Source organism: Sphingomonas sp. (genome assembly GCF_036269755.1).
Lineage (GTDB): Bacteria > Pseudomonadota > Alphaproteobacteria > Sphingomonadales > Sphingomonadaceae > Sphingomonas.
On the sequence record NZ_DATBDV010000004.1, the window covers coordinates 518,337 to 536,016 of the forward strand.

General features: G+C 66.1%; 18 protein-coding genes. 9 read left to right on the forward strand and 9 right to left on the reverse strand.

Translation table 11 applies throughout. The annotated features are described in order from the left end of the window. The first annotated feature begins 37 nt into the window (after positions 1-37). From VH326_RS04870 to VH326_RS04885, 4 genes are read left to right on the forward strand one after another with little or no spacing between them, the layout of a single operon-like run. Complete coding sequence (locus VH326_RS04870; RefSeq protein ID WP_329630659.1) at positions 38-1,144, forward strand: DUF3089 domain-containing protein; 1,107 nt, start codon at positions 38-40, stop codon at positions 1,142-1,144. After that, positions 1,141-1,608, forward strand: a complete 468-nt coding sequence (gene ruvX / locus VH326_RS04875; protein WP_329630660.1) for a Holliday junction resolvase RuvX — start codon at positions 1,141-1,143, stop codon at positions 1,606-1,608. The genes VH326_RS04870 and ruvX overlap by 4 nt, the downstream gene beginning before the upstream one ends. 30 nt (positions 1,609-1,638) lie before the next feature. Beyond that, a complete protein-coding gene (locus VH326_RS04880; protein ID WP_329630661.1) occupies positions 1,639-2,625 on the forward strand; it encodes an aspartate carbamoyltransferase catalytic subunit in 987 nt (328 codons plus the stop codon). Next, positions 2,622-3,821 (forward strand): dihydroorotase, encoded by a 1,200-nt coding sequence (locus VH326_RS04885; protein ID WP_329630662.1) that lies wholly within the window; start codon positions 2,622-2,624, stop codon positions 3,819-3,821. Before VH326_RS04880 ends, VH326_RS04885 begins: the two co-directional genes overlap by 4 nt. 1 nt (position 3,822) lies before the next feature. Here the strand turns inward: VH326_RS04885 and VH326_RS04890 are convergent, their stop codons facing one another. Genes VH326_RS04890 through VH326_RS04900 form a run of 3 tightly spaced genes read right to left on the reverse strand, consistent with a single transcriptional unit; the run spans position 3,823 to position 6,486 of the window. Then, the gene (locus tag VH326_RS04890; RefSeq protein ID WP_329630663.1) at positions 3,823-5,106 is read right to left on the reverse strand and encodes an SPOR domain-containing protein; all 1,284 of its coding nucleotides are present in this window, start codon (positions 5,104-5,106) and stop codon (positions 3,823-3,825) included. Positions 5,107-5,122: 16 nt separating this feature from the next. Beyond that, positions 5,123-5,749 carry a hypothetical protein gene (locus tag VH326_RS04895; protein ID WP_329630664.1) on the reverse strand — a complete coding sequence of 209 codons (627 nt, stop codon included), beginning with the start codon at positions 5,747-5,749 and terminating at the stop codon, positions 5,123-5,125. A gap of 14 nt (positions 5,750-5,763) precedes the next feature. After that, a complete protein-coding gene (locus VH326_RS04900; protein WP_329630665.1) occupies positions 5,764-6,486 on the reverse strand; it encodes a ParA family protein in 723 nt (240 codons plus the stop codon). 167 nt (positions 6,487-6,653) lie between these two features. Here VH326_RS04900 and VH326_RS04905 point away from each other — a divergent pair, with 167 nt between their 5' ends. Next, positions 6,654-7,673: an SPOR domain-containing protein gene (locus tag VH326_RS04905; protein WP_329630666.1), complete on the forward strand. Its 1,020-nt coding sequence runs from the start codon at positions 6,654-6,656 to the stop codon at positions 7,671-7,673. A gap of 82 nt (positions 7,674-7,755) precedes the next feature. On the opposite strand, the gene serB is transcribed toward VH326_RS04905, so the two are convergent. After that, complete coding sequence (serB, locus tag VH326_RS04910; protein WP_329630667.1) at positions 7,756-8,628, reverse strand: phosphoserine phosphatase SerB; 873 nt, start codon at positions 8,626-8,628, stop codon at positions 7,756-7,758. A gap of 112 nt (positions 8,629-8,740) precedes the next feature. On the opposite strand from serB, the gene miaA reads away from it, so the two are divergent. Genes miaA through VH326_RS04925 form a run of 3 tightly spaced genes read left to right on the forward strand, consistent with a single transcriptional unit; the run spans position 8,741 to position 11,341 of the window. Further along, on the forward strand, positions 8,741-9,667 hold the full coding sequence (miaA, locus tag VH326_RS04915) for a tRNA (adenosine(37)-N6)-dimethylallyltransferase MiaA (RefSeq protein ID WP_329630668.1): 927 nt from the start codon (positions 8,741-8,743) through the stop codon (positions 9,665-9,667). An 11-nt stretch (positions 9,668-9,678) separates the two neighbouring features. Continuing rightward, complete coding sequence (gene ilvC, locus VH326_RS04920) at positions 9,679-10,698, forward strand: ketol-acid reductoisomerase (RefSeq protein ID WP_329630669.1); 1,020 nt, start codon at positions 9,679-9,681, stop codon at positions 10,696-10,698. 31 nt (positions 10,699-10,729) lie between these two features. Next, positions 10,730-11,341 carry a TMEM175 family protein gene (locus VH326_RS04925; RefSeq protein WP_329630670.1) on the forward strand — a complete coding sequence of 204 codons (612 nt, stop codon included), beginning with the start codon at positions 10,730-10,732 and terminating at the stop codon, positions 11,339-11,341. On the opposite strand, the gene VH326_RS04930 is transcribed toward VH326_RS04925, so the two are convergent. Genes VH326_RS04930 through folE form a run of 4 tightly spaced genes read right to left on the reverse strand, consistent with a single transcriptional unit; the run spans position 11,338 to position 13,540 of the window. Beyond that, entirely contained in the window at positions 11,338-11,730 is a 393-nt protein-coding gene (locus VH326_RS04930) for a BLUF domain-containing protein (protein ID WP_329630671.1), read from the reverse strand. The two genes, VH326_RS04925 and VH326_RS04930, sit on opposite strands and share 4 nt — an antisense overlap. A gap of 46 nt (positions 11,731-11,776) precedes the next feature. Beyond that, complete coding sequence (locus VH326_RS04935) at positions 11,777-12,136, reverse strand: dihydroneopterin aldolase (protein WP_329630672.1); 360 nt, start codon at positions 12,134-12,136, stop codon at positions 11,777-11,779. Continuing rightward, complete coding sequence (locus VH326_RS04940) at positions 12,129-12,911, reverse strand: SDR family NAD(P)-dependent oxidoreductase (RefSeq protein WP_329630673.1); 783 nt, start codon at positions 12,909-12,911, stop codon at positions 12,129-12,131. The genes VH326_RS04935 and VH326_RS04940 overlap by 8 nt, the downstream gene beginning before the upstream one ends. Then, entirely contained in the window at positions 12,911-13,540 is a 630-nt protein-coding gene (gene folE, locus VH326_RS04945; RefSeq protein ID WP_329630674.1) for a GTP cyclohydrolase I FolE, read from the reverse strand. The genes VH326_RS04940 and folE overlap by 1 nt, the downstream gene beginning before the upstream one ends. Positions 13,541-13,774: 234 nt before the next feature. Between folE and VH326_RS04950 the strand changes: the two genes are divergently transcribed. After that, positions 13,775-16,747 carry a TonB-dependent receptor gene (locus tag VH326_RS04950; protein ID WP_329630675.1) on the forward strand — a complete coding sequence of 991 codons (2,973 nt, stop codon included), beginning with the start codon at positions 13,775-13,777 and terminating at the stop codon, positions 16,745-16,747. 87 nt (positions 16,748-16,834) lie between these two features. Here VH326_RS04950 and fghA read toward each other — a convergent pair whose 3' ends face one another. After that, positions 16,835-17,668 (reverse strand): S-formylglutathione hydrolase, encoded by an 834-nt coding sequence (fghA, locus tag VH326_RS04955; protein ID WP_414714247.1) that lies wholly within the window; start codon positions 17,666-17,668, stop codon positions 16,835-16,837. Between the last annotated feature and the right edge of the window lie 12 nt (positions 17,669-17,680).

The window sequence follows — 17,680 nt, forward strand, 5'->3', positions numbered from 1 at the left end:
GCTGACATCGGTTCAGACGACTGCTGACGGATTGAACTTGGCCCGCAAATTTCTTTACGCGATCGTCGTTCTCCTGCTCCTCGTGGTCGCGGGTGGGTTCGTCTATCGTTTCTTCGGACCGCAGTTGATGCGGATGGCGATGGTGCCGAGCGGCGCGTTCGAGGGTGCGCCGGCCGAGCCTCCCAATGCCTACGCCGACGCGAAGATGTGGCTGGCGCGGCCCGACACCGCCAACAATCCAGCAACGTGGACGCCGCCCGGATACGGCTTACCCGCGAAGGCGCCAGCGGCGGTTTTTTTTGTCCACCCGACGTCGTATCTCGATCGGACACACTGGAACGCCCCCCTCGACGACGCCGAGGCGAACGCGCGCGCCGCACTGTTCCTTCGCGGGCAGGCGAGCGTGTTCAATGAAGTGGGGCAAGTCTGGGCGCCGCGGTATCGCCAGGCAACGTTCGGCGCCTTCCTGACCAGCCGCGCCGACGCCGAGAAGGCATTGGACTTCGCCTATCGCGATGTCGCCGCGGCGTTCGACGAGTTCTTGAAGGAGATCGGCCCCGATCGCCCGATCATTCTCGCTGGACATAGCCAGGGCTCTCTCCACCTGACCCGGCTGTTGCGTGAGCGAGTCGCGGGCAAGCCGCTCGCGAAGCGCATCGTTGCCGCCTATGTGATCGGTTGGCCGATATCGAAGACGGCGGATCTGCCCTCGCTCGGCCTGCCCGAATGCACCCGCGCCGACCAGGCGGGATGCATCCTGTCGTGGCAAAGCTTTGCCGAGCCCGCCGACCCGTCGATGCTGCTCGACGCCTTTGACCGGACCAAGGGACCGACTGGCATCGCCCGGCGCGATACGCCGTTCGTCTGCACCAATCCCTTGACCGGAACGGCCAATGCGGACGCTCCGGCGAGCGCCAATCTCGGCACGCTGGTGGCTTCGCCCGATCTCAAGAGCGGCACGATGACAGGCGGCGCGGTGCCAGCCAATTGCGTCGGGCGCGGGTTCCTGAGCATCGGCGCCCCGATCGATCTCGGGCCGTACGTGCTGCCCGGCAACAATTATCACGTGTTCGACTATTCGCTGTTCTGGGCGAACACGCGCGCCGACGCGATGCGGCGGCTCCAGGCGTTCCTGGCGAAATGATCACCGAAGATCGTGCCGCCTTTCGCGAGACGTTGCCCGATGGCGGGCGCCTGCTAGGCCTCGACGTCGGCACCAAGACGATCGGCACCGCTCTATGCGACGCAGGATGGAGCTACGCGAGCCCGGCCGAACTTATCCGCCGCACCAGATTCACCGCCGATAAAGCGGCGCTGGTGGCGATGATCGGCGCTCAGGCCGTCAAGGGGCTGGTGATCGGCCTCCCCCTCAACCTCGACGGGACCGACTCCCCGCGCACGCAATCGACCCGCGCCTTCGCACGCAATCTCGCCGACCTCGAACTGCCGATCCTGCTGTGGGACGAGCGCTGGTCGACCCAAGCTGTCGAGCGCCAGATGATCGCCGAGGATCTCAGCCGCGCCAAGCGCGCCGAGCGAGTCGACAAGCTCGCCGCAAGCTATATCCTGCAGGGCGCGATCGACGGGCTGTCGCACGACCTTGCCTGAACTGCCGCAGCGGTCTAGGCGACGGCTTTAATGCAAGCTTCGGATCATCGCCCCGCTTCGCTCATCCAGGGCGGCGCCGTTTTCCCGCACGGGCATCTCACCGGAATCGCCGGGCTCCAGCCGCACGAGATCACGTTTTTGCTCGACGAGGCCGAGCAATGGATCGCGGCCAACCGCGCGCACGCCAACCCCGACAAGCGGCTCGCCGGCCTGACGCTGATCAACGCGTTCTTCGAAAATTCGACGCGGACGCTGCTATCGTTCGAGATCGCCGGCAAGCGGCTTGGCGCCGACGTCGTCAACATGGCGGTCGCGCAATCGAGCGTTAAAAAGGGCGAGACGCTGATCGACACCGCGCAGACGCTCAACGCGATGCGCGCCGACATGATCGTCATCCGGCACGCCAGTTCCGGCGCGGTGCAGTTGATCGCCGACAAGGTCGATTGCCCCGTGCTCAACGCTGGCGACGGCAGCCACGAGCACCCGACTCAGGCTTTGCTCGACGCGCTGACGATCCGTCGGCGGCGCGGCTCGGTCGCCGGGCAGCGCGTAGTCATCTGCGGCGACATCCTCCACAGCCGAGTCGCGCGGTCGAACATCCTCGCGCTGACCGCCCTCGCCGCCGAAGTGCGCGTGGTGGCCCCGAGCACGCTGATGCCCGCCGCGATCGAGCGAATGGGTGTGGCCCCGTTCGTCGACTTCGACGCCGCCTTGGACGGCGCCGACGTGGTGATGATGCTGCGGCTGCAGAACGAGCGGATGGCGGGCGGCTTCATCCCCTCGACGCGAGAATTCCACCTCCGCTACGGCCTCACGCCTGAGCGGCTCGCGGTGGCCAAGTCCGATGCGCTGGTGATGCACCCCGGCCCAATGAACCGCGGCGTTGAGATTGCGTCGAGCGTCGCCGACGGGTTCCAATCGGCGATCACCGAGCAGGTCGAGACGGGGGTTGCGGTGCGGATGGCGTGCCTCGACGTGTTGACCCGGCGCGCGCGCGGAGTTGAGGGTTGGGCATGACTGCGCTTCGCTTCGTCAACGCGCGGATCGTACGGCCGGACAGCGTCGTCGAGGACGAGCTGTTCGTGCGCGACGGAACGATCGCCGACTCCCCTGCCCCCGAAGCGGAAACGATCGATTGCGGCGGCAAGACGCTCGCGCCGGGCATCGTCGATCTCGGCGTGTTCGCGATCGACCGCGAAGCTTTCCGCGCGGGCGGGATCGTTCGTGTCGGGTTGATGCCCGATCAGTCTCCGGTTCTCGACGGCCCGGGCATCGTCCAGCGTGCCTCGCTGGTCGGCAAGCCGCGACTATGGATCCATCCGATCGCGGCGGCGACCACGACGCTTGCCGGAAGCGATCTCGCCGAGATGGCGATCATGAAGGAGGCCGGCGCTAAGGCGGTATCGACCGGGCGCCGCTGGATTTCCGATTCCGGGGTGATGCGAAAGGTGCTCGCCTATGCCCGCGACCTCGATCTCGCGGTCATCACGCATGCCGAGGATGGCGGGCTCACTGAGGGCAAGGTCGCGACCGAGGGCGAGACCGCGACTCGGCTCGGCCTTCCGTCCGCGCCCGCGATCGCCGAGGCGCTGGCCATCGCACGGGATGTCGCGCTGGCCGAGGAGACCGAGGCCCGACTCCACATTCGTCAAGTCACGACCGCGGCCGGGCTGGACCTGGTCCGCACGGCGAAGCGGCGGGGCGTATGCGTCACCTGCGGAATCACCCCGGCCCATCTGCTGCTGTCGGACAATGCGATGAGCGACTTCCGCACGTTTGCGCACCTCTCGCCGCCGTTGCGCGACGAAAGCGACCGTCAGGCGGCGCTCGCCGCCGTGTGCGACGGAACGATCGATGTGCTGTGCTCGGGCCATGATCCGCGCGGCGCCGAGGAAAAGCGCCTTCCGTTCGCTGACGCTGCAGCGGGTGCATCGGGGGCAGAGACCTTGCTCGCGCTGGGGCTCTCGCTAGACCTTCCAACCGAGCGGCTGTTCGCGATGCTCGCGACCAATCCGGCGAAGGTGTTGGGGCTGGAATGCGGCGCGATCACGCCCGGGCTGCCCGCCGACCTGATCCTGATCGACGAAGCAGTCGCCTGGCAGATCCGCGGCGAGGCCATGACGGCGAGAGCCGGCAACACGCCGTTCGACGGATTGCCGGCTCAAGGAAAGGTGCGCCGCCTGTGGAAGGGCGGCACCGAGATTCTGACTTAGCTTACTTCTTCGTCCAGGCAGCGGCGGTGTCGCCGGCGCCGGCGCGGACAAAGCAACGCCCGCCGCGCGCATGATAACCCGCGCACAAACGATGCGCCCCGGCTTGGTCGAAGCCGCCGACAGACAGACGGTAAAAGGTCTTACCGCCGACCGTCACCGGCACGCCTTGCGGCGCCTTGCCGGCGAAGCCCGAATAAACGCGTGAGGCCCATGCCCAGCCATCGCGAGCAACGCCCGCGCTGTCATAGGCGCCGAGCTGGACAAAGAAATTGCCCTTCCCCACGCTGACCACGGACGCGCCCGGGGTGGTTTTGGCGGCGACCGGAGGTTTGACGAAAGCCTTGGATTTGACCGGGGCAACCCCGACAGCCGGCTTGGCCGGCAGCGCCTGCACGACTTCGGCGCGCGGCCCGAACACGACACTCGACACTCGCGGCGTGGGTGCGACCATCGGGTCGGCTGCGGGAACTGGCGTCGGCGCGACCACCGTAGGCGCCGCAACCGGCACGACGGGAGGCGCGGCTTCGACCGCGACGCTGACCACGGGCGTCGGTGCATTGAGCGCGAGCGCGACCGGCTGACCGGGATCCGCCGAAGGGCTCACGCCCAGCAACGAAGCGACTTGATCGGCGCGGCCGGTCGGGCGCGCGAACGCAGCCCATTCCTCGACACGCTTGTCGGTTTCGGTCGGCGACAGGTCCATCGCCGCGACTATCCGCGCATCCTGCCAACGGCCGGCCAGCCCGAGGCTGAGCGCGAGGTTCTGGCGCAGCTTGGCGTCGGCGCCCGGCTGACGCGCGACCGGCAGCATCAGGTCGACCGCGGCGACCGGATCGCCCGCCAGCGCGAGCGCGAGGCCACGATCGCTGACCGAGATCGACCCCGAATTGGCGTCGAGCGTCTGATGCGCGCCGGCCCAGTCGCCATCGGCGATCTGCGCAAGCGCGAGGTTGAGCGCGACCTTGCCGTCGCCCGGCGACAGACTGAGCGAGTCGGCAAGCGCGGTCCGCGCCGAACCGAACCGGCCCGCAAGCAGATAGGCCTGGCCCAGCAGCGCGCGATAGCCGGCGTCCTGCGGCCGCGCCGCAACGGCTTCCTCGGCGTAGCGGACGGCGGCGTCGCCATCGTGCTTGGCCATCGCCTTGGTCGCCTTGGCGGCATCCTCCCGCGCGACTTTCTCCAGCTGCGCGGCCGAGCGTTCGCCGGCCGCGGCCTGGTAAATCCCGCCGAGCGAAGCGCACAGCGCCAGCGCCGACAGACCGATGCTGAGTTTCTTGGTGTTCATCGCAATGATCCCCCGATCATCCTTTGACCCGCGCCGGGACCTGGCGCGCCAGATCGTCGACTTCGGGAAGCGTTTCGAGAAAAGCGTCGAGCGCCTCGGTGACCAGCACCTGCGCCGAACGGCCGCTCAGCGCGCTGGCAAGACGCAGGCGCAAGTGGCGATCTTCGTCGAGGCGCAGCGTGAACGCCGACTTGGTCTTGTGCCGAGTCTCACGCGCGAGCCGGCTCGCGGTCGCGACCGACACCGGTCGACGCGCAATCGACGCGACGGGCGCAGGCGCGGGCGGCGCAGGCTCAGGCGGCGTCGGCGCTTCGACCGAAATCATATGCTCTTCGTCGGGAACCGTATCGAGTACCGGCGGCTCGAACTCTTCGTGCAGGTGGCGGCGTTGCGCGAGCACCGGCGGGACGCCTTCCGGCGGCGGCGCGATCGCTTGATCGTCGCCGCTGTGGCCGTGGAGCGGGTGAACGTCGGCTTCCGGCTCCGGCAGGTGTCCCATGTCGTTCCAGCCGAGATCCTCTAGACCGCTGGCCAGCGACGCATAGCCACCGGTGAAGCCCTGCGGTCGCATCGCGGGCTTTGCCTGGCCCTTGCGCGCGAGCAAGCCCGATGACAGCGAGGCGAAGGGTTTGGGTTCGCTCATCACGTCCCCCTCCCTCAGCTCATCACGCGGCGGCCGAAGCCACCGCCCGTCGAGGGGCGCTGCATGCCGAACGTAGACGGCACCGCGGTGGGAGCGGCGAAGACGGTGCGGCGAAAATTCTTTTCGAGCCGGTCGGCGATGTACGACCACAATTCGGTCACTTCGGCGGCCGAGCGCCCCTTGGGATCGACCTCCATCACCGTGCGGCCGTCGATCATCGACGCGGCGAAATCGGTGCGGTGGTGGATCGTGATTGGCGCGACGGTGCCGTGCTGCGACAGCGCGACCGCGGCTTCGCTGGTGATCTTGGCCTTGGGCGTGGCGGCGTTGACGACGAAGATGAGCGGCTTGCCGGCGCGCTCGCACAGATCGACGGTAGCACCGACGGCGCGGAGGTCGTGCGGGCTCGGGCGAGTCGGGATGACGATCAGCTCGGCAACCTGGATGACGCTCTGGATCGCCATCGTGATCGCCGGCGGGGTGTCGATCACCGCCATCTTGAAGCCCTGCTGACGCAGCACTTCGAGATCCGCCGCGAGCCGCGCGACAGTGGTCTGGGCGAACGCCGGATATTCGTCCGACCGTTCGTTCCACCAGTCCGACAGCGACCCCTGCGGGTCGATATCGATCAGCACGACAGGGCCGGCCCCGGCGAGCTGTGCCTGCACCGCAAGGTGCCCCGACAGCGTCGTCTTGCCCGATCCGCCCTTCTGCGATGCCATCGCGAGAACGCGCATTGATCCTGTAACTCCCCGCTATTCGACAAGCGAGGTGCCACGCCGGACCCTAAGAACGGGTTAACGTGGCGCTCATTGCTCGACGTCACGAACGACAAAAACCTATGCCAATCGCCCGAGAACGGGCATTATGCGGGTCATGGTTCATCTGGGCGGGGACGAGTAACATGCGAACGCTGATCGGCGCTGCGGCGCTTTGCCTGATGGTTGGAGTGGCTGCGCCGGCGTTGGCCGACACCAAGGCTGGCGTCGATGCCTGGAACCGCGGCGACTATGCGGCGGCCGTCGCCGAGTGGCGCAAGGCGGCGATCGCCGGCGATGCCGACGCCCAGTTCGATCTGGCGCAAGCCTATAAGCTCGGGCGTGGCGTGCCGGTCGACCTGCCGATGGCGGAAAGCTGGTACCGCAAGGCCGCGCTGCAGGGTCATCAGCAAGCCGAGGACAATTACGGGCTCGCGCTTTTCGAGGACGGCAAGCGCGAGGAGGCGGTGCCGTGGCTCGAAAAGGCGGTCGCTCGCGGCGAACCGCGCGCGCAACTGGTGCTGGGAACGATGCTGTTCAACGGCGACGGCGTGCCGCGCGATTGGGTGCGCGCGTACGCCCTGCTTGTCCGCTCGTCGGCAGCAGGACTGCCGCAGGGCTCGCTAACGCTGTCTGAAATGGACAAGTATATCCCGATCGAGCAACGCCAGCAGGGTCTGGTGCTCGCTCGGCAATATGAGGCGCAGGTCGGGCGCCCGAACTATCCCGAGATCGCGGGCGGTGGCCCGACCCCGAGCGGCCCAGCGGTCACCACGATCGACGTCCCACCATCGCGCGACGGCGCGACCCGCCCTGGCGCCTCGTATCCCGTGCCAGGCAAGCCATTGCCGGTGCCGGGCAAGCCAGCGACGGCCGTCGCCAAGCCTATGCCGAAGCCGCCGGTCGTCGCGACAACGCCCAAGCCCGTGCCGCAACCGGTGGCGGTCGTCGCAGGCGGCGGCTGGCGCGTCCAGCTCGGCGCGTTCGGCGACCCGAACAACGCGCGTAAATTGTGGGGACAGGTCGGCGGCAAATTCCCGGGCCGCCAGCCTTCCTACGTGAAGGCCGGTGCGCTGACTCGGCTGCTCGTTGGGCCCTATAGGTCGAAGAGCGAAGCAGCGTCTGCGTGCGCGGCGGTCAAACCTTGCGTGCCCGTCGCCCCTTAAGCGATCGCCATTGCGAGCGTAGCGAAGCAACCCACCGCACTGGCTAAGGGATGGATTGCTTCGCTACGCTCGCAAAATCGACTTAAACGGCCGACCACTCTCGGAGCGGACATTCCTGCGCGAACAGCAACGCGGTCAGGTCGCCATGATCTATCCGCGCGCCAGCGGCTTCGGCGACGATCGGCTTAGCGTGATACGCCACCCCCAGCCCAGCTTGTGTGATCATCGCCAGATCGTTGGCCCCGTCGCCGACCGCCATCGTTGCCTCGCGCGGCAAGCCCAGATCGAGCGCCGCTTCGGACAGCGTCGCCAGCTTGGTCGCGGCATCGACGATCGGCTTGGCGACCGTGCCTGTCAGCTTGCCGTCCGCCACCTCGAGCACGTTGGCGATGACCCGGTCGAAGCCGATCTCCTTCGCCATCGGCTCGGCGAAGCGGGTGAAGCCGCCCGACACGAGGATCGTCGTCGCGCCCCAGCCGCGCATCGTGCGCACCAATTCGCGCGCGCCGGGCATGATCCGCACGCGCTCGGCCAGGCAGCGGTCGATCACGCTTTCGTCCATGCCCTTGAGCAGCGCCACGCGCGCGTCGAGCGCCTCCCCAAAATCGAGCTCGCCGCGCATTGCAGCGTCCGTGACCGCGGCAATCTTGGCCTTGATCCCGGCATAATCGGCGAGCTCGTCGAGGCATTCGACGGTGATCATCGTCGAATCCATGTCGGCGACGAGCAGCATCTTGCGGCGATGTTCGGCAGGCTGGACCACCACGTCGTAGCCCTGCCCTTCCAGCACCCGCCGTGCCGCGGTGGGGTCGCGTCCAAACTGGAGGTCGATCGCCTCGCCCTGCTCGACCCACGCCTCCGCGACCGGCAGGCACCCCGCTGCGTCCAGCCGGTCGCGTGCAGCGGACACCTCGCCCTTCGACAGACTGGCGGCTATCAGGGTCGCGGTGAACAAGCTGAGTAACCTCCAGGAAAGCCCCGCCCTACCCGTTCGTGTCGAGCGAAGTCGAGACACGTTGGTTGAGGGCAGGCTTCTCAACTTCGCTCGAAGCGAACGGAAGTAGGAGGTGCCCTTCCCGAAAGTCGCGGTCATCGCAGGCCCGACCGCGAGCGGCAAGTCCGCGCTCGCGCTGGCGCTGGCCGAGCGCCATCGCGGGACGGTGATCAACGCCGACAGCGCGCAGGTCTATCGCGACTTGTGGATCGTCACCGCGCGGCCATCGATCGAGGAGGAAGCGCGCGCGCCGCATCGGCTGTTCGGACATGTCGACGCCGCCGATACCGGCTATTCGGCGGCGCGCTGGGCGGCGGAAGCGCGCGATGCGATCCGCACGGCGATCGCGGCGGGCAGTTTGCCGATCCTGGTTGGAGGTACCGGGCTGTATCTGCGCACGTTGATCGACGGGATCGCGCCCGTGCCGCCGATCGACCCGGCGATCCGTGCCGAAGTGCGCGCGATGCCGGTGGCCGAAGCCCATGCTGCCCTGTGCGCTTCCGATCCCGCAGGCGCCGCCGCGCTCAACCCCGCCGACACGACGCGGATCGCGCGCGCGATCGAGGTGGTGCGATCAACGGGCAAACCGATCGCTCACTGGCGGCGCGCCCGCACCGGCGGGATCGGCGAACGGATCGACCTGAGTGCCCTGATCCTTTTGCCGCCGCGCGAATGGCTGTTCGAACGGATCGATCGCCGCTTTGCCGCGATGGTCGACGGGGGCGCGCTCGACGAAGTTGCGAGACTGACCGCGCGAGAGGACGTGCCGCTCGACGCACCGATCCGCCGCGCGATCGGCGTCCCCGAACTCGCCGCCGTGGCGCTCGGCGAGATCGGGCTGACGGATGCGATCGAGCATGCCAGCCTCGCCACGCGGCAATACGCCAAGCGCCAATATACCTGGTTCCGCAACCAGCCGCCACCGCACTGGCGTCGCAGCGACGCCACCGATATTGCGGCCCAGCTCGCGGCAATCGATCTTTCCCCGCCGTTTCCCTGAAAGACTTACGCATGCGCGTTTTCCGCGATCCTGACGCCGACCTCGACCTGATCCGCAACCGGCGAGTGGCCATTCTCGGCTATGGTAGCCAGGGCCATGCTCACGCGCTCAACCTGCGCGACAGCGGGGTCGAGGAGATCGTCATCGCCTGCCGGGATGGCTCGCCGACCGGCGCACAGGCTGCAGCCGCGGGCTTCGCGACGATGCGCACCGACGCGGCCGCGCGCTGGGCGGACCTCGTCATGATGCTCGCGCCCGACGAGCAGCAAGCGGCGATCTGGCAAGCCGATCTCGCCCCCAACATCCGCCCCGGCAGCGCGATCGGCTTCGCGCATGGGCTCGCGATCCACTTCAAGCTGGTCGCGCCGCCGCCCGATATCGACGTGGTGATGATCGCGCCCAAGGGCCAAGGCCACGGCGTCCGCGCCGAGTTCGTCAAGGGCGGCGGCATGCCGTGCCTGATCGCGGTCGAGCAAGACGCCTCCGGCAATGCGCATGCGCTGGCGCTGTCCTACGCCGCCGCGATCGGCGGCGGGCGCTCGGCGATCATCGAGACCAGCTTTCGCGAAGAGTGCGAGACCGATTTGTTCAGCGAGCAGGCGGTGCTGTGCGGCGGGCTCACGCACCTGATCGCGGCGGGGTTCGAGACGCTGACTGACGCCGGCTACGCTCCCGAGCTCGCTTATTTCGAATGCCTCCACGAGATGAAGCTGATCGTCGATCTGCTCTACGCTCACGGCATCGCGGGGATGCGCGAGAAGATCTCGAACACCGCCGAATATGGCGACATCACCGCCGGACCGCGGATCATTACCGATGAGACTCGCGCCGAGATGAAACGCATCCTCGCGGATATCCAATCGGGCCGCTTTGTCGACAAATTCGTCGGCGAGAGCCGCGCCGGCCAGCCCGAGCTCAAGGCCGCGCGCGTCGCCGCGGCCGCGCACCCGATCGAGAAAATCGGTACCGAGCTCCGCGCCCTGATGCCGTGGATCGGCGCGGACAAGACGGTCGACAAGGAGGCGACCTGAACCCTATCCTTGTCGGCGGGGGCGAAGCACGATGAGCGATGATGAACGCGGCCGCGAGGGCAGACCCGGCATCGGGCGCGTCGAGGCGTTCGCCGACGGCGTTCTCGCGATCATCATCACCATCATGGTGCTCGAACTGCGGCCGCCCGAGCAGCCGGGGATCGAGCGGCTGTGGCTGCTGTGGCCGACCTTCCTCGCCTACGCGCTGAGCTTTACCTATGTCGGCATCTATTGGGTCAACCATCACCGGCTGTTCAGCCATGCGCGCCAAGTGACCAACGCTCTGGTCTGGTTCAACCTGGCGCTGCTGTTCGCACTGTCGCTGATCCCGTTCTCGACCGCGTATCTGGGCGCGCAGCATTTCAGCCGCGAGGCGACGTTGCTCTATCTCGCGACGATGCTCTTTCCCGCGCTGTCCTACACGCCGCTGCAACACGTCATCCGCCGCACCGGCGCCAAAACCGCGGATGCCGAAACCTATCACCGCCAGACGATGCGCAAGGGCATCGTGGCGACGATCATCTATCTTACCGGCGTGCCGCTCACCTTCGTTTCGCCGTGGCTCGGCATTGGCTGCGCATTGCTCGTCGCGATCCTGTGGTTCCTGCCGCGCAGCCCGATCGACGATCTGTTCGGCGGCTAGGCCGGCGCGAGCGCCCGGAAATAGTCAGCGACTTGCCGCGACACGCCAGCGAGCAGGACGCGCATCCGGTCGTCGAACGAGTCGACGCTCTCGCGCCGATCGCGATGGATCATCGCCCAATCGCCGAATTCGCGCTCGTCCACCGCGCGGTCGACCAGGATTCGCATGTCGCGATGGCGGCCATCGCTCGCGAGCCGGTCGACCAGGTCGCGCATGCTCTCCTCCGGCCCCTCGATCGCCTGAAGGAAATGATCCTGTTCGGTGTAGAGCAGGCCGGTGATGCCATCGACGCCGTTGCGGGGCGCGGCCTCGCCGAGAATGGCGGGGATGTCGTCGGCCGCACGACGGCTGTCGGCGGTCGTGACGCTGCGATAGATGATTTGACGCATGTCGCATGCTAACAGGTCAACATTGCTGACACAAATCGCCGCCGTGCTAGCAGCGGCTGCGCCTGATCTCGCAGCCGATCTGCGCGTCAGGATAGACGTCCGGCTTAGTCGAGCGCACCGTCACTTCGACAACCCGGCGGTCCGAGAGGCAAAGCGCGGCGATCCGCTCACACAAGACCTCCTGGAGCATCACGTGGCCGTTCGCGGCGATCGCGCGAATGCGTTCCCGCACTTGGTCGTAATCGACCACCGCGTCGATCCGGTCGTGGGGCGCCGCCGGGTAAGCGCAGGTCATCGCGACCGATATCAGCACGCGCTGCGGCGCCGCGCGTTCATGAGCGTGGATGCCAAGCCCCATCGTCACTTCGAGCGAATCGAGGCGGATCGTGTAGGTCGCTTCAGCCATCACGGCGGCCCGGGGTCGAGAACATCACGTCGCCCTGACGCTTGAGGAAGCGCTGGCCGTTATCGACGAACAGGTTCTGCCCCGTCACCGCCGGCGCCGTCAGCAGATATTCGACGGCGCGCCCGAGCTCGGCGATCGGCACCGGGCGCTCGAGCAGGTTCTGGCCCGAGACCGAGGCGAACTCGGTATCGCTCTGGTCGCCGCTCGGCAAGGTCAGGCCCGGCGACACCGCATTGACTCGCACCCGCGGCGCCAGCGCCTGGGCGAGCATCGTCGTCGCGCCTTCCAGCGCGATCTTCGTGCAGGTGTAGCTGAAAAAATCGGGATTGAGATTGGCGACCTTCTGATCGAGCAGATTGACCACGGCGCCGTCGATCAGATCGTCCTGCCCCGCCAGCGCGCACGCCAGCGCGACCGGCGCGGCGAGGTTCACGCGCATCAGGTCCGCCAGCAAGGCTGGATCGAACGAAGGCGGGCGGTCGAACTCGAACACCGACGCGCAATTGACCAGCCCGTCGATCGGTCCGTTCATGATGTTGCGCGATGCCTGGAGGATCGCCGTCGCGGCATCGGGCTCCGCCAGGTCGCCGTTCACCGTCGCGACCCGCTCGGCGACCGGATCGAGTTCGCGCGCCAGTGCCGCGGCGTCCTCGTCGTGCGATCGGTGATGATGGATCACCACGCGATGGCCAGCCTCGGCGAGCGCGCGCACGATCGCCGCGCCGATCCGCCGCGCCCCACCGGTAACGAGGACGGTACGCACGACGCGCGCCATCAGACGTTCTTCAATCCCATCAGCGCGAGCACTTCCTTGCGGCTGCGCTCATCGTCGCGGAACACGCCCATCATCCGGCTCGTCACCATCTGCACCCCCGGCGTGCGCACGCCGCGCGCGGTCATGCAGGCGTGGGTCGCGCGCACCACCACCGCGACGCCAAGCGGCTTGAGGCCTTGCCAGATGCAGTCGGCCACTTCCGCGGTCAGCCGCTCCTGTACCTGCAGCCGTCGAGCATAAGCGTTGAGCACGCGCGCCAGCTTGGAGATGCCGACGACATGGTTGCGCGGCAGATAGGCGATGCACGCGGTGCCGATGATCGGCGCCATGTGATGCTCGCAATGCGACTGGAACGGGATTTCCTTGAGCAGGACGATCTCGTCATAGCCGCCGACTTCCTCGAATATGCGCGACAGGTGCCGCGCGGGATCGTCGTCATAGCCGGCGCAATATTCCTTCCAGGCGCGGGCGACCCGCAGCGGCGTGTCGAGCAGCCCCTCACGGTCGGGATCGTCGCCGGCCCAGCGAATCAACGTGCGAACGGCGTCCGCCACCTCGTCGGGCACCGGAATCTTGGGCGGCGCTGCGATCAGGTCGCCGTCGTTGAGGTCGTCTTGGTGCTGGTTCATCGCGATCCGTTCGTGATTAAAATCTGCGGAATGACGCTACGGCAAGGCCGCACCGCCCTCCCGGTCAAGGCAACCGGACTGTTTCCTTTGAGCAACACCACCGGCGCGCCGCAATTTTCGAGCCTGTAGCCCATTGACGACGCAAGTTTAAGCCTCCTAGGTTTGGAATGTTCGGTACGATAATCGCGCCAGCCGACGATAGATCGGGGCGTCTGCATGAGGGGATGTTTTCCAATGAAGAAATTCGAGCTCCTTGCCGCCTCGGCGATCGCGTTGCTGTCGGCCAGCCCGGCCTTCGCGCAGACCACGCCGCCGCAGGATCAGGCTGCGACCACCAGCACCACGCCGCAGACCGCGCCTGACGACGCCCAGATCGGCGACATCGTCATTACCGCGCAGCGCCAGTCCGAAACGCTGCAGACCGTGCCGATCGCGGTGACCGCGTTCAACGCCCAGGCGTTGCAGGCACAGCAGATCAACACGACGAGCGACCTTCAGCTCAACCTGCCGAACGTTACCTTCACCAAGTCGAACTTCACCTCTTCCTCGGTCTTCACGATCCGTGGCGTCGGCGAGTTGTGCGTCGGCGCGACCTGCGACTCGGTGACGGCGGTCCACGTCAACGACGTGCCGGTGCTCGGCTCGCCGATCTTCCAAAACGAATATTTCGACATGGAGCGCATCGAGGTGCTGCGCGGACCGCAAGGCACGCTGTATGGCCGCAACGCGACCGGCGGCGTAGTGAACTTCATCACCGCCAAGCCCGACCTGAGCGGCATCCACGCGTCAGGCGACGTCGAGTACGGCAATTACCAGAGCCTGCGCGTCAAGGGGATGTTCAACCTTCCGCTCGGCGATAAGCTCGGCATCCGCGTCGCGGGCTATTACCTCACGCGCGACGGCTTCACCAAGAACCTCTTCACGAACACGCGGATCGACGGCCGTAATCAGTTTGATGTCCGCGCCTCGCTCCGCTTCGAACCGACGTCCAGCACCACTCTCGATATCGTCGCTCACTGGTTCAAGGAGGATGACGACCGATCACGCATCCAGAAGCAATTGTGCCATCGTGACCCGACAGGCGTGCTGGGCTGCTTGCCCGACCGCCTGGCGACGGAGCAAGTCAATGGCAATGCCAGCTTCGCCGCAACGCTATCGTCGAACGAGTTCCTGCGCATCGCGACGGGCAACGCTACGATCGCATCTTTCGGCCTGCAGAGCGTCTACGGGCCTGATTCCTATAGCGGCGTGACGAACCCGTCCGACCTACGCACGGTTAACGTCGATTCGCTGCCGCGATTCAAGACCAACGAGAAGCAGATACTGGGTTCGCTTACGCAAGAACTCGGCAAGCAATTCACGCTGAAGATCGACGGCGGCTATACCGAGGGTTCGACCGACTCCACCAACGATTATAATATCAGCGTCGAGAATTCGCTGGTGAATAACGTTGGCCTCAACAACTTCAACGTGATTGCGGGATCGGGTGCGCTCGGGCCGGGCTTCCAGACGGTCCGCAACGACCTGCTGCGCAGCGGCAACACCAGTTCCGTATGCCAGTCGATCTCCGAGCCGACGGGCACGGGCGTTTACGGCGGCCATTACGTCTGCGCACCGAACAGCCTCGACTTCGATCGTTCGCAGGCGCATGGCAAGCAGTGGACGGTCGAGGGCATCCTGACCTCGAAGCTCGATGGGCCATTCAATTTCCTGCTCGGCGCCATCTATCTCGACTATCGGGTGCGCAACGTAGAATATTACGTCAATTCGTTTGGGCTAGACTATGCGTCGGGCATCCTCGGTTCGGCTGGCGCTCTCGGCGCCGGCAATCCCGCAGGGGCCTACCTGGCATCGCCTTTCTATCAGAACGACGGCGCCTATTATCACTTGAAGTCGTATGGTCTGTTCGGCGAGGGATATCTCAACTTCTCCTCCAATCTCAAGCTGACGGTCGGGCTTCGCTACAATCACGACGACAAATTTACGCAGCAGAAGACCTCGATCCTCAGCGACGCGGTGCCGCTCAATACGACCAACGCGTATACGTCGCCCGCTTTCCTCGCGGCCTTCGACGCAGACCCGTCGATCGCAGGCATCCAGCCCTATGCGCTGGCCACCGCCAAGTTCAGCAAACTGACCGGGCGTGCGGTGCTCGATTGGCAGATAACCGACCGTAATCTGCTCTACGCCTCCTATTCGCGCGGCTACAAATCCGGCGGCATCAACCCGCCGCTGTTGCCCGGTTCGGGTGTGCCCGTGACGTTTCGTCCGGAGCAGGTCGACGCTGTCGAGATCGGCAGTAAGAACACCTTCTTGAACGGCACGATTCGCCTCAACCTCTCCGCGTTCTATTACAAGTATAAGAACCTTCAGGTCAGCCGGATCATCGACAAAACGGCGGTCAACGATAACATCAACGCCGACATCTACGGCGCAGAAGCCGAAGCGGTGATCAAACCGTCGCGCCAGTTGCTGGTGAACCTGAACTTCAGCTATCTCCATACTCAGATAAAGTCGAACACCCTGTTCATCAATCCGCAAGATCCGGGCGGTGGGCGCGCCGACGCGGTCGTCATCAAGGATCTGCAGAACGGCAGCAACTGCGCCGTTACCGCCAACAACGGCAGCGCCGCGCTCAGCAACGGTTTCGTCGGCGCAGTGAATGGCAGCCTTGGCCTGCGCGCTCCGGTACCGATCCCCAGCACGAACAACACCGGCGCGTTCTCGATTTGCAGCGCGTTGGCTGGCACGGCCGCCGCTCCCCCGGCTGCGCTAAGTGCGGCGTTCGGCTTGCCGGCTGGAACCCCGATTCCCGTCACTGTCAACTTCATTGGCGTGCCGGTTAGCATCAAGGGCAACCAGCTTCCCCAGTCGCCGACATATAAGTTTGGCGCGGGTGCGCAGTATACCGCCGATATTGGCCGCTTCACGCTCGTGCCGCGTGTCGACCTGACCTATACTGGGGGCTATTTCGCCAGCATCTTCAACACGAACGTGAACCGCGTTCAGGGTTATGCCGTGGTCAATGCCCAGGTTCAGCTCAACGGGCCGGACGATCGCTTCTACGTCCGTGCATTCGTCCAGAACCTGACCGACAATAACGCGATCACCGGCCTGTATGTGACGGATCAGTCGTCGGGTCTGTTCACTAACGCGTTCACCCTCGAACCGCGCCGCTACGGCCTCGCGGCCGGGTTCAGGTTCTGATGCGGGGAGCTTCGGCTAGCGCAAGCTAGCCGAAGCCTCGCCAAGTCGGGCAGAAGAAGGAAAGGCTCCGGGGCTCCGGAGCCTTTCTTATTTCAGCCGCTCGGCGTGCCAGACGACGTGATCGGCCATGAAGTTCGAAATAAAATAATAGCTATGGTCGTAGCCCGGCTGCATCCTGAGCGTGAGGTTGATCCCCGCACGGTCGCATGCCGCCTCGAGCAGGTCGGGCTTGAGTTGATCGGCTAGAAATTGATCCGCGTCGCCCTGATCGACCAGGATTTCGCGGACCCGCGCCCCGGCGTCGATCAGCGCGCAAGCGTCATAGGCGCGCCACGCGACAGGGTCGGGGCCGAGATAGCCGCTCAGTGCCTTCTCGCCCCACGGGCAATGCAGCGGCGACACGATCGGCGCGAAGGCAGAGACGCTGCGGAAGCGCGCGGGATTGCGCAATGCGACGGTCAGCGCGCCGTGTCCGCCCATCGAATGCCCGGTGATCGCCTGTCGCGTCATGTCCGCCATCGGGAATTCTGCCTCGATCACCGCCGGCAACTCGTCCTCGACATAGGACCGCATCCGGAAATTGGCCGCCCACGGCGCTTCGGTCGCGTCGACATAGAACCCGGCGCCCTGGCCGAAATCGTAAGCCTCGTCATCGGGCACGCCGCCACCCCGCGGCGAGGTGTCGGGCGCGACGAAGATCACGCCCTGCTCGGCGCAGGCACGGCGATATTCGCCTTTGTCGGTGACGTTGGCATGGGTGCAGGTCAGTCCCGAGAGATACCATAGCACCGGCAAGCGCCCGCCGGGCTCGTGCGGCGGGACGTACACCGAAAAGGTCATCGGCGTACCAGTCGCGGTCGAAGCATGGCGATAGACGCTCTGCATGCCGCCGAAGGCGCGGTTCACCGAAAGGGTTTCCAACGCCGCCTCCGG

What these genes read in the sequence shown, in the direction of transcription:
- ruvX (WP_329630660.1), top strand. Translation starts at nt 1,141, where the DNA reads ATGATCACCGAAGATCGTGCCGCCTTTCGCGAGACGTTGCCCGATGGC.
- VH326_RS04880 (WP_329630661.1), top strand. Translation starts at nt 1,639, where the DNA reads ATGCAAGCTTCGGATCATCGCCCCGCTTCGCTCATCCAGGGCGGCGCC.
- VH326_RS04885 (WP_329630662.1), top strand. Translation starts at nt 2,622, where the DNA reads ATGACTGCGCTTCGCTTCGTCAACGCGCGGATCGTACGGCCGGACAGC.
- VH326_RS04890 (WP_329630663.1), bottom strand. Translation starts at nt 5,106, where the DNA reads ATGAACACCAAGAAACTCAGCATCGGTCTGTCGGCGCTGGCGCTGTGC.
- VH326_RS04895 (WP_329630664.1), bottom strand. Translation starts at nt 5,749, where the DNA reads ATGAGCGAACCCAAACCCTTCGCCTCGCTGTCATCGGGCTTGCTCGCG.
- VH326_RS04900 (WP_329630665.1), bottom strand. Translation starts at nt 6,486, where the DNA reads ATGCGCGTTCTCGCGATGGCATCGCAGAAGGGCGGATCGGGCAAGACG.
- VH326_RS04905 (WP_329630666.1), top strand. Translation starts at nt 6,654, where the DNA reads ATGCGAACGCTGATCGGCGCTGCGGCGCTTTGCCTGATGGTTGGAGTG.
- ilvC (WP_329630669.1), top strand. Translation starts at nt 9,679, where the DNA reads ATGCGCGTTTTCCGCGATCCTGACGCCGACCTCGACCTGATCCGCAAC.
- VH326_RS04925 (WP_329630670.1), top strand. Translation starts at nt 10,730, where the DNA reads ATGAGCGATGATGAACGCGGCCGCGAGGGCAGACCCGGCATCGGGCGC.
- VH326_RS04930 (WP_329630671.1), bottom strand. Translation starts at nt 11,730, where the DNA reads ATGCGTCAAATCATCTATCGCAGCGTCACGACCGCCGACAGCCGTCGT.
- VH326_RS04935 (WP_329630672.1), bottom strand. Translation starts at nt 12,136, where the DNA reads ATGGCTGAAGCGACCTACACGATCCGCCTCGATTCGCTCGAAGTGACG.
- VH326_RS04940 (WP_329630673.1), bottom strand. Translation starts at nt 12,911, where the DNA reads ATGGCGCGCGTCGTGCGTACCGTCCTCGTTACCGGTGGGGCGCGGCGG.
- folE (WP_329630674.1), bottom strand. Translation starts at nt 13,540, where the DNA reads ATGAACCAGCACCAAGACGACCTCAACGACGGCGACCTGATCGCAGCG.
- VH326_RS04950 (WP_329630675.1), top strand. Translation starts at nt 13,775, where the DNA reads ATGAAGAAATTCGAGCTCCTTGCCGCCTCGGCGATCGCGTTGCTGTCG.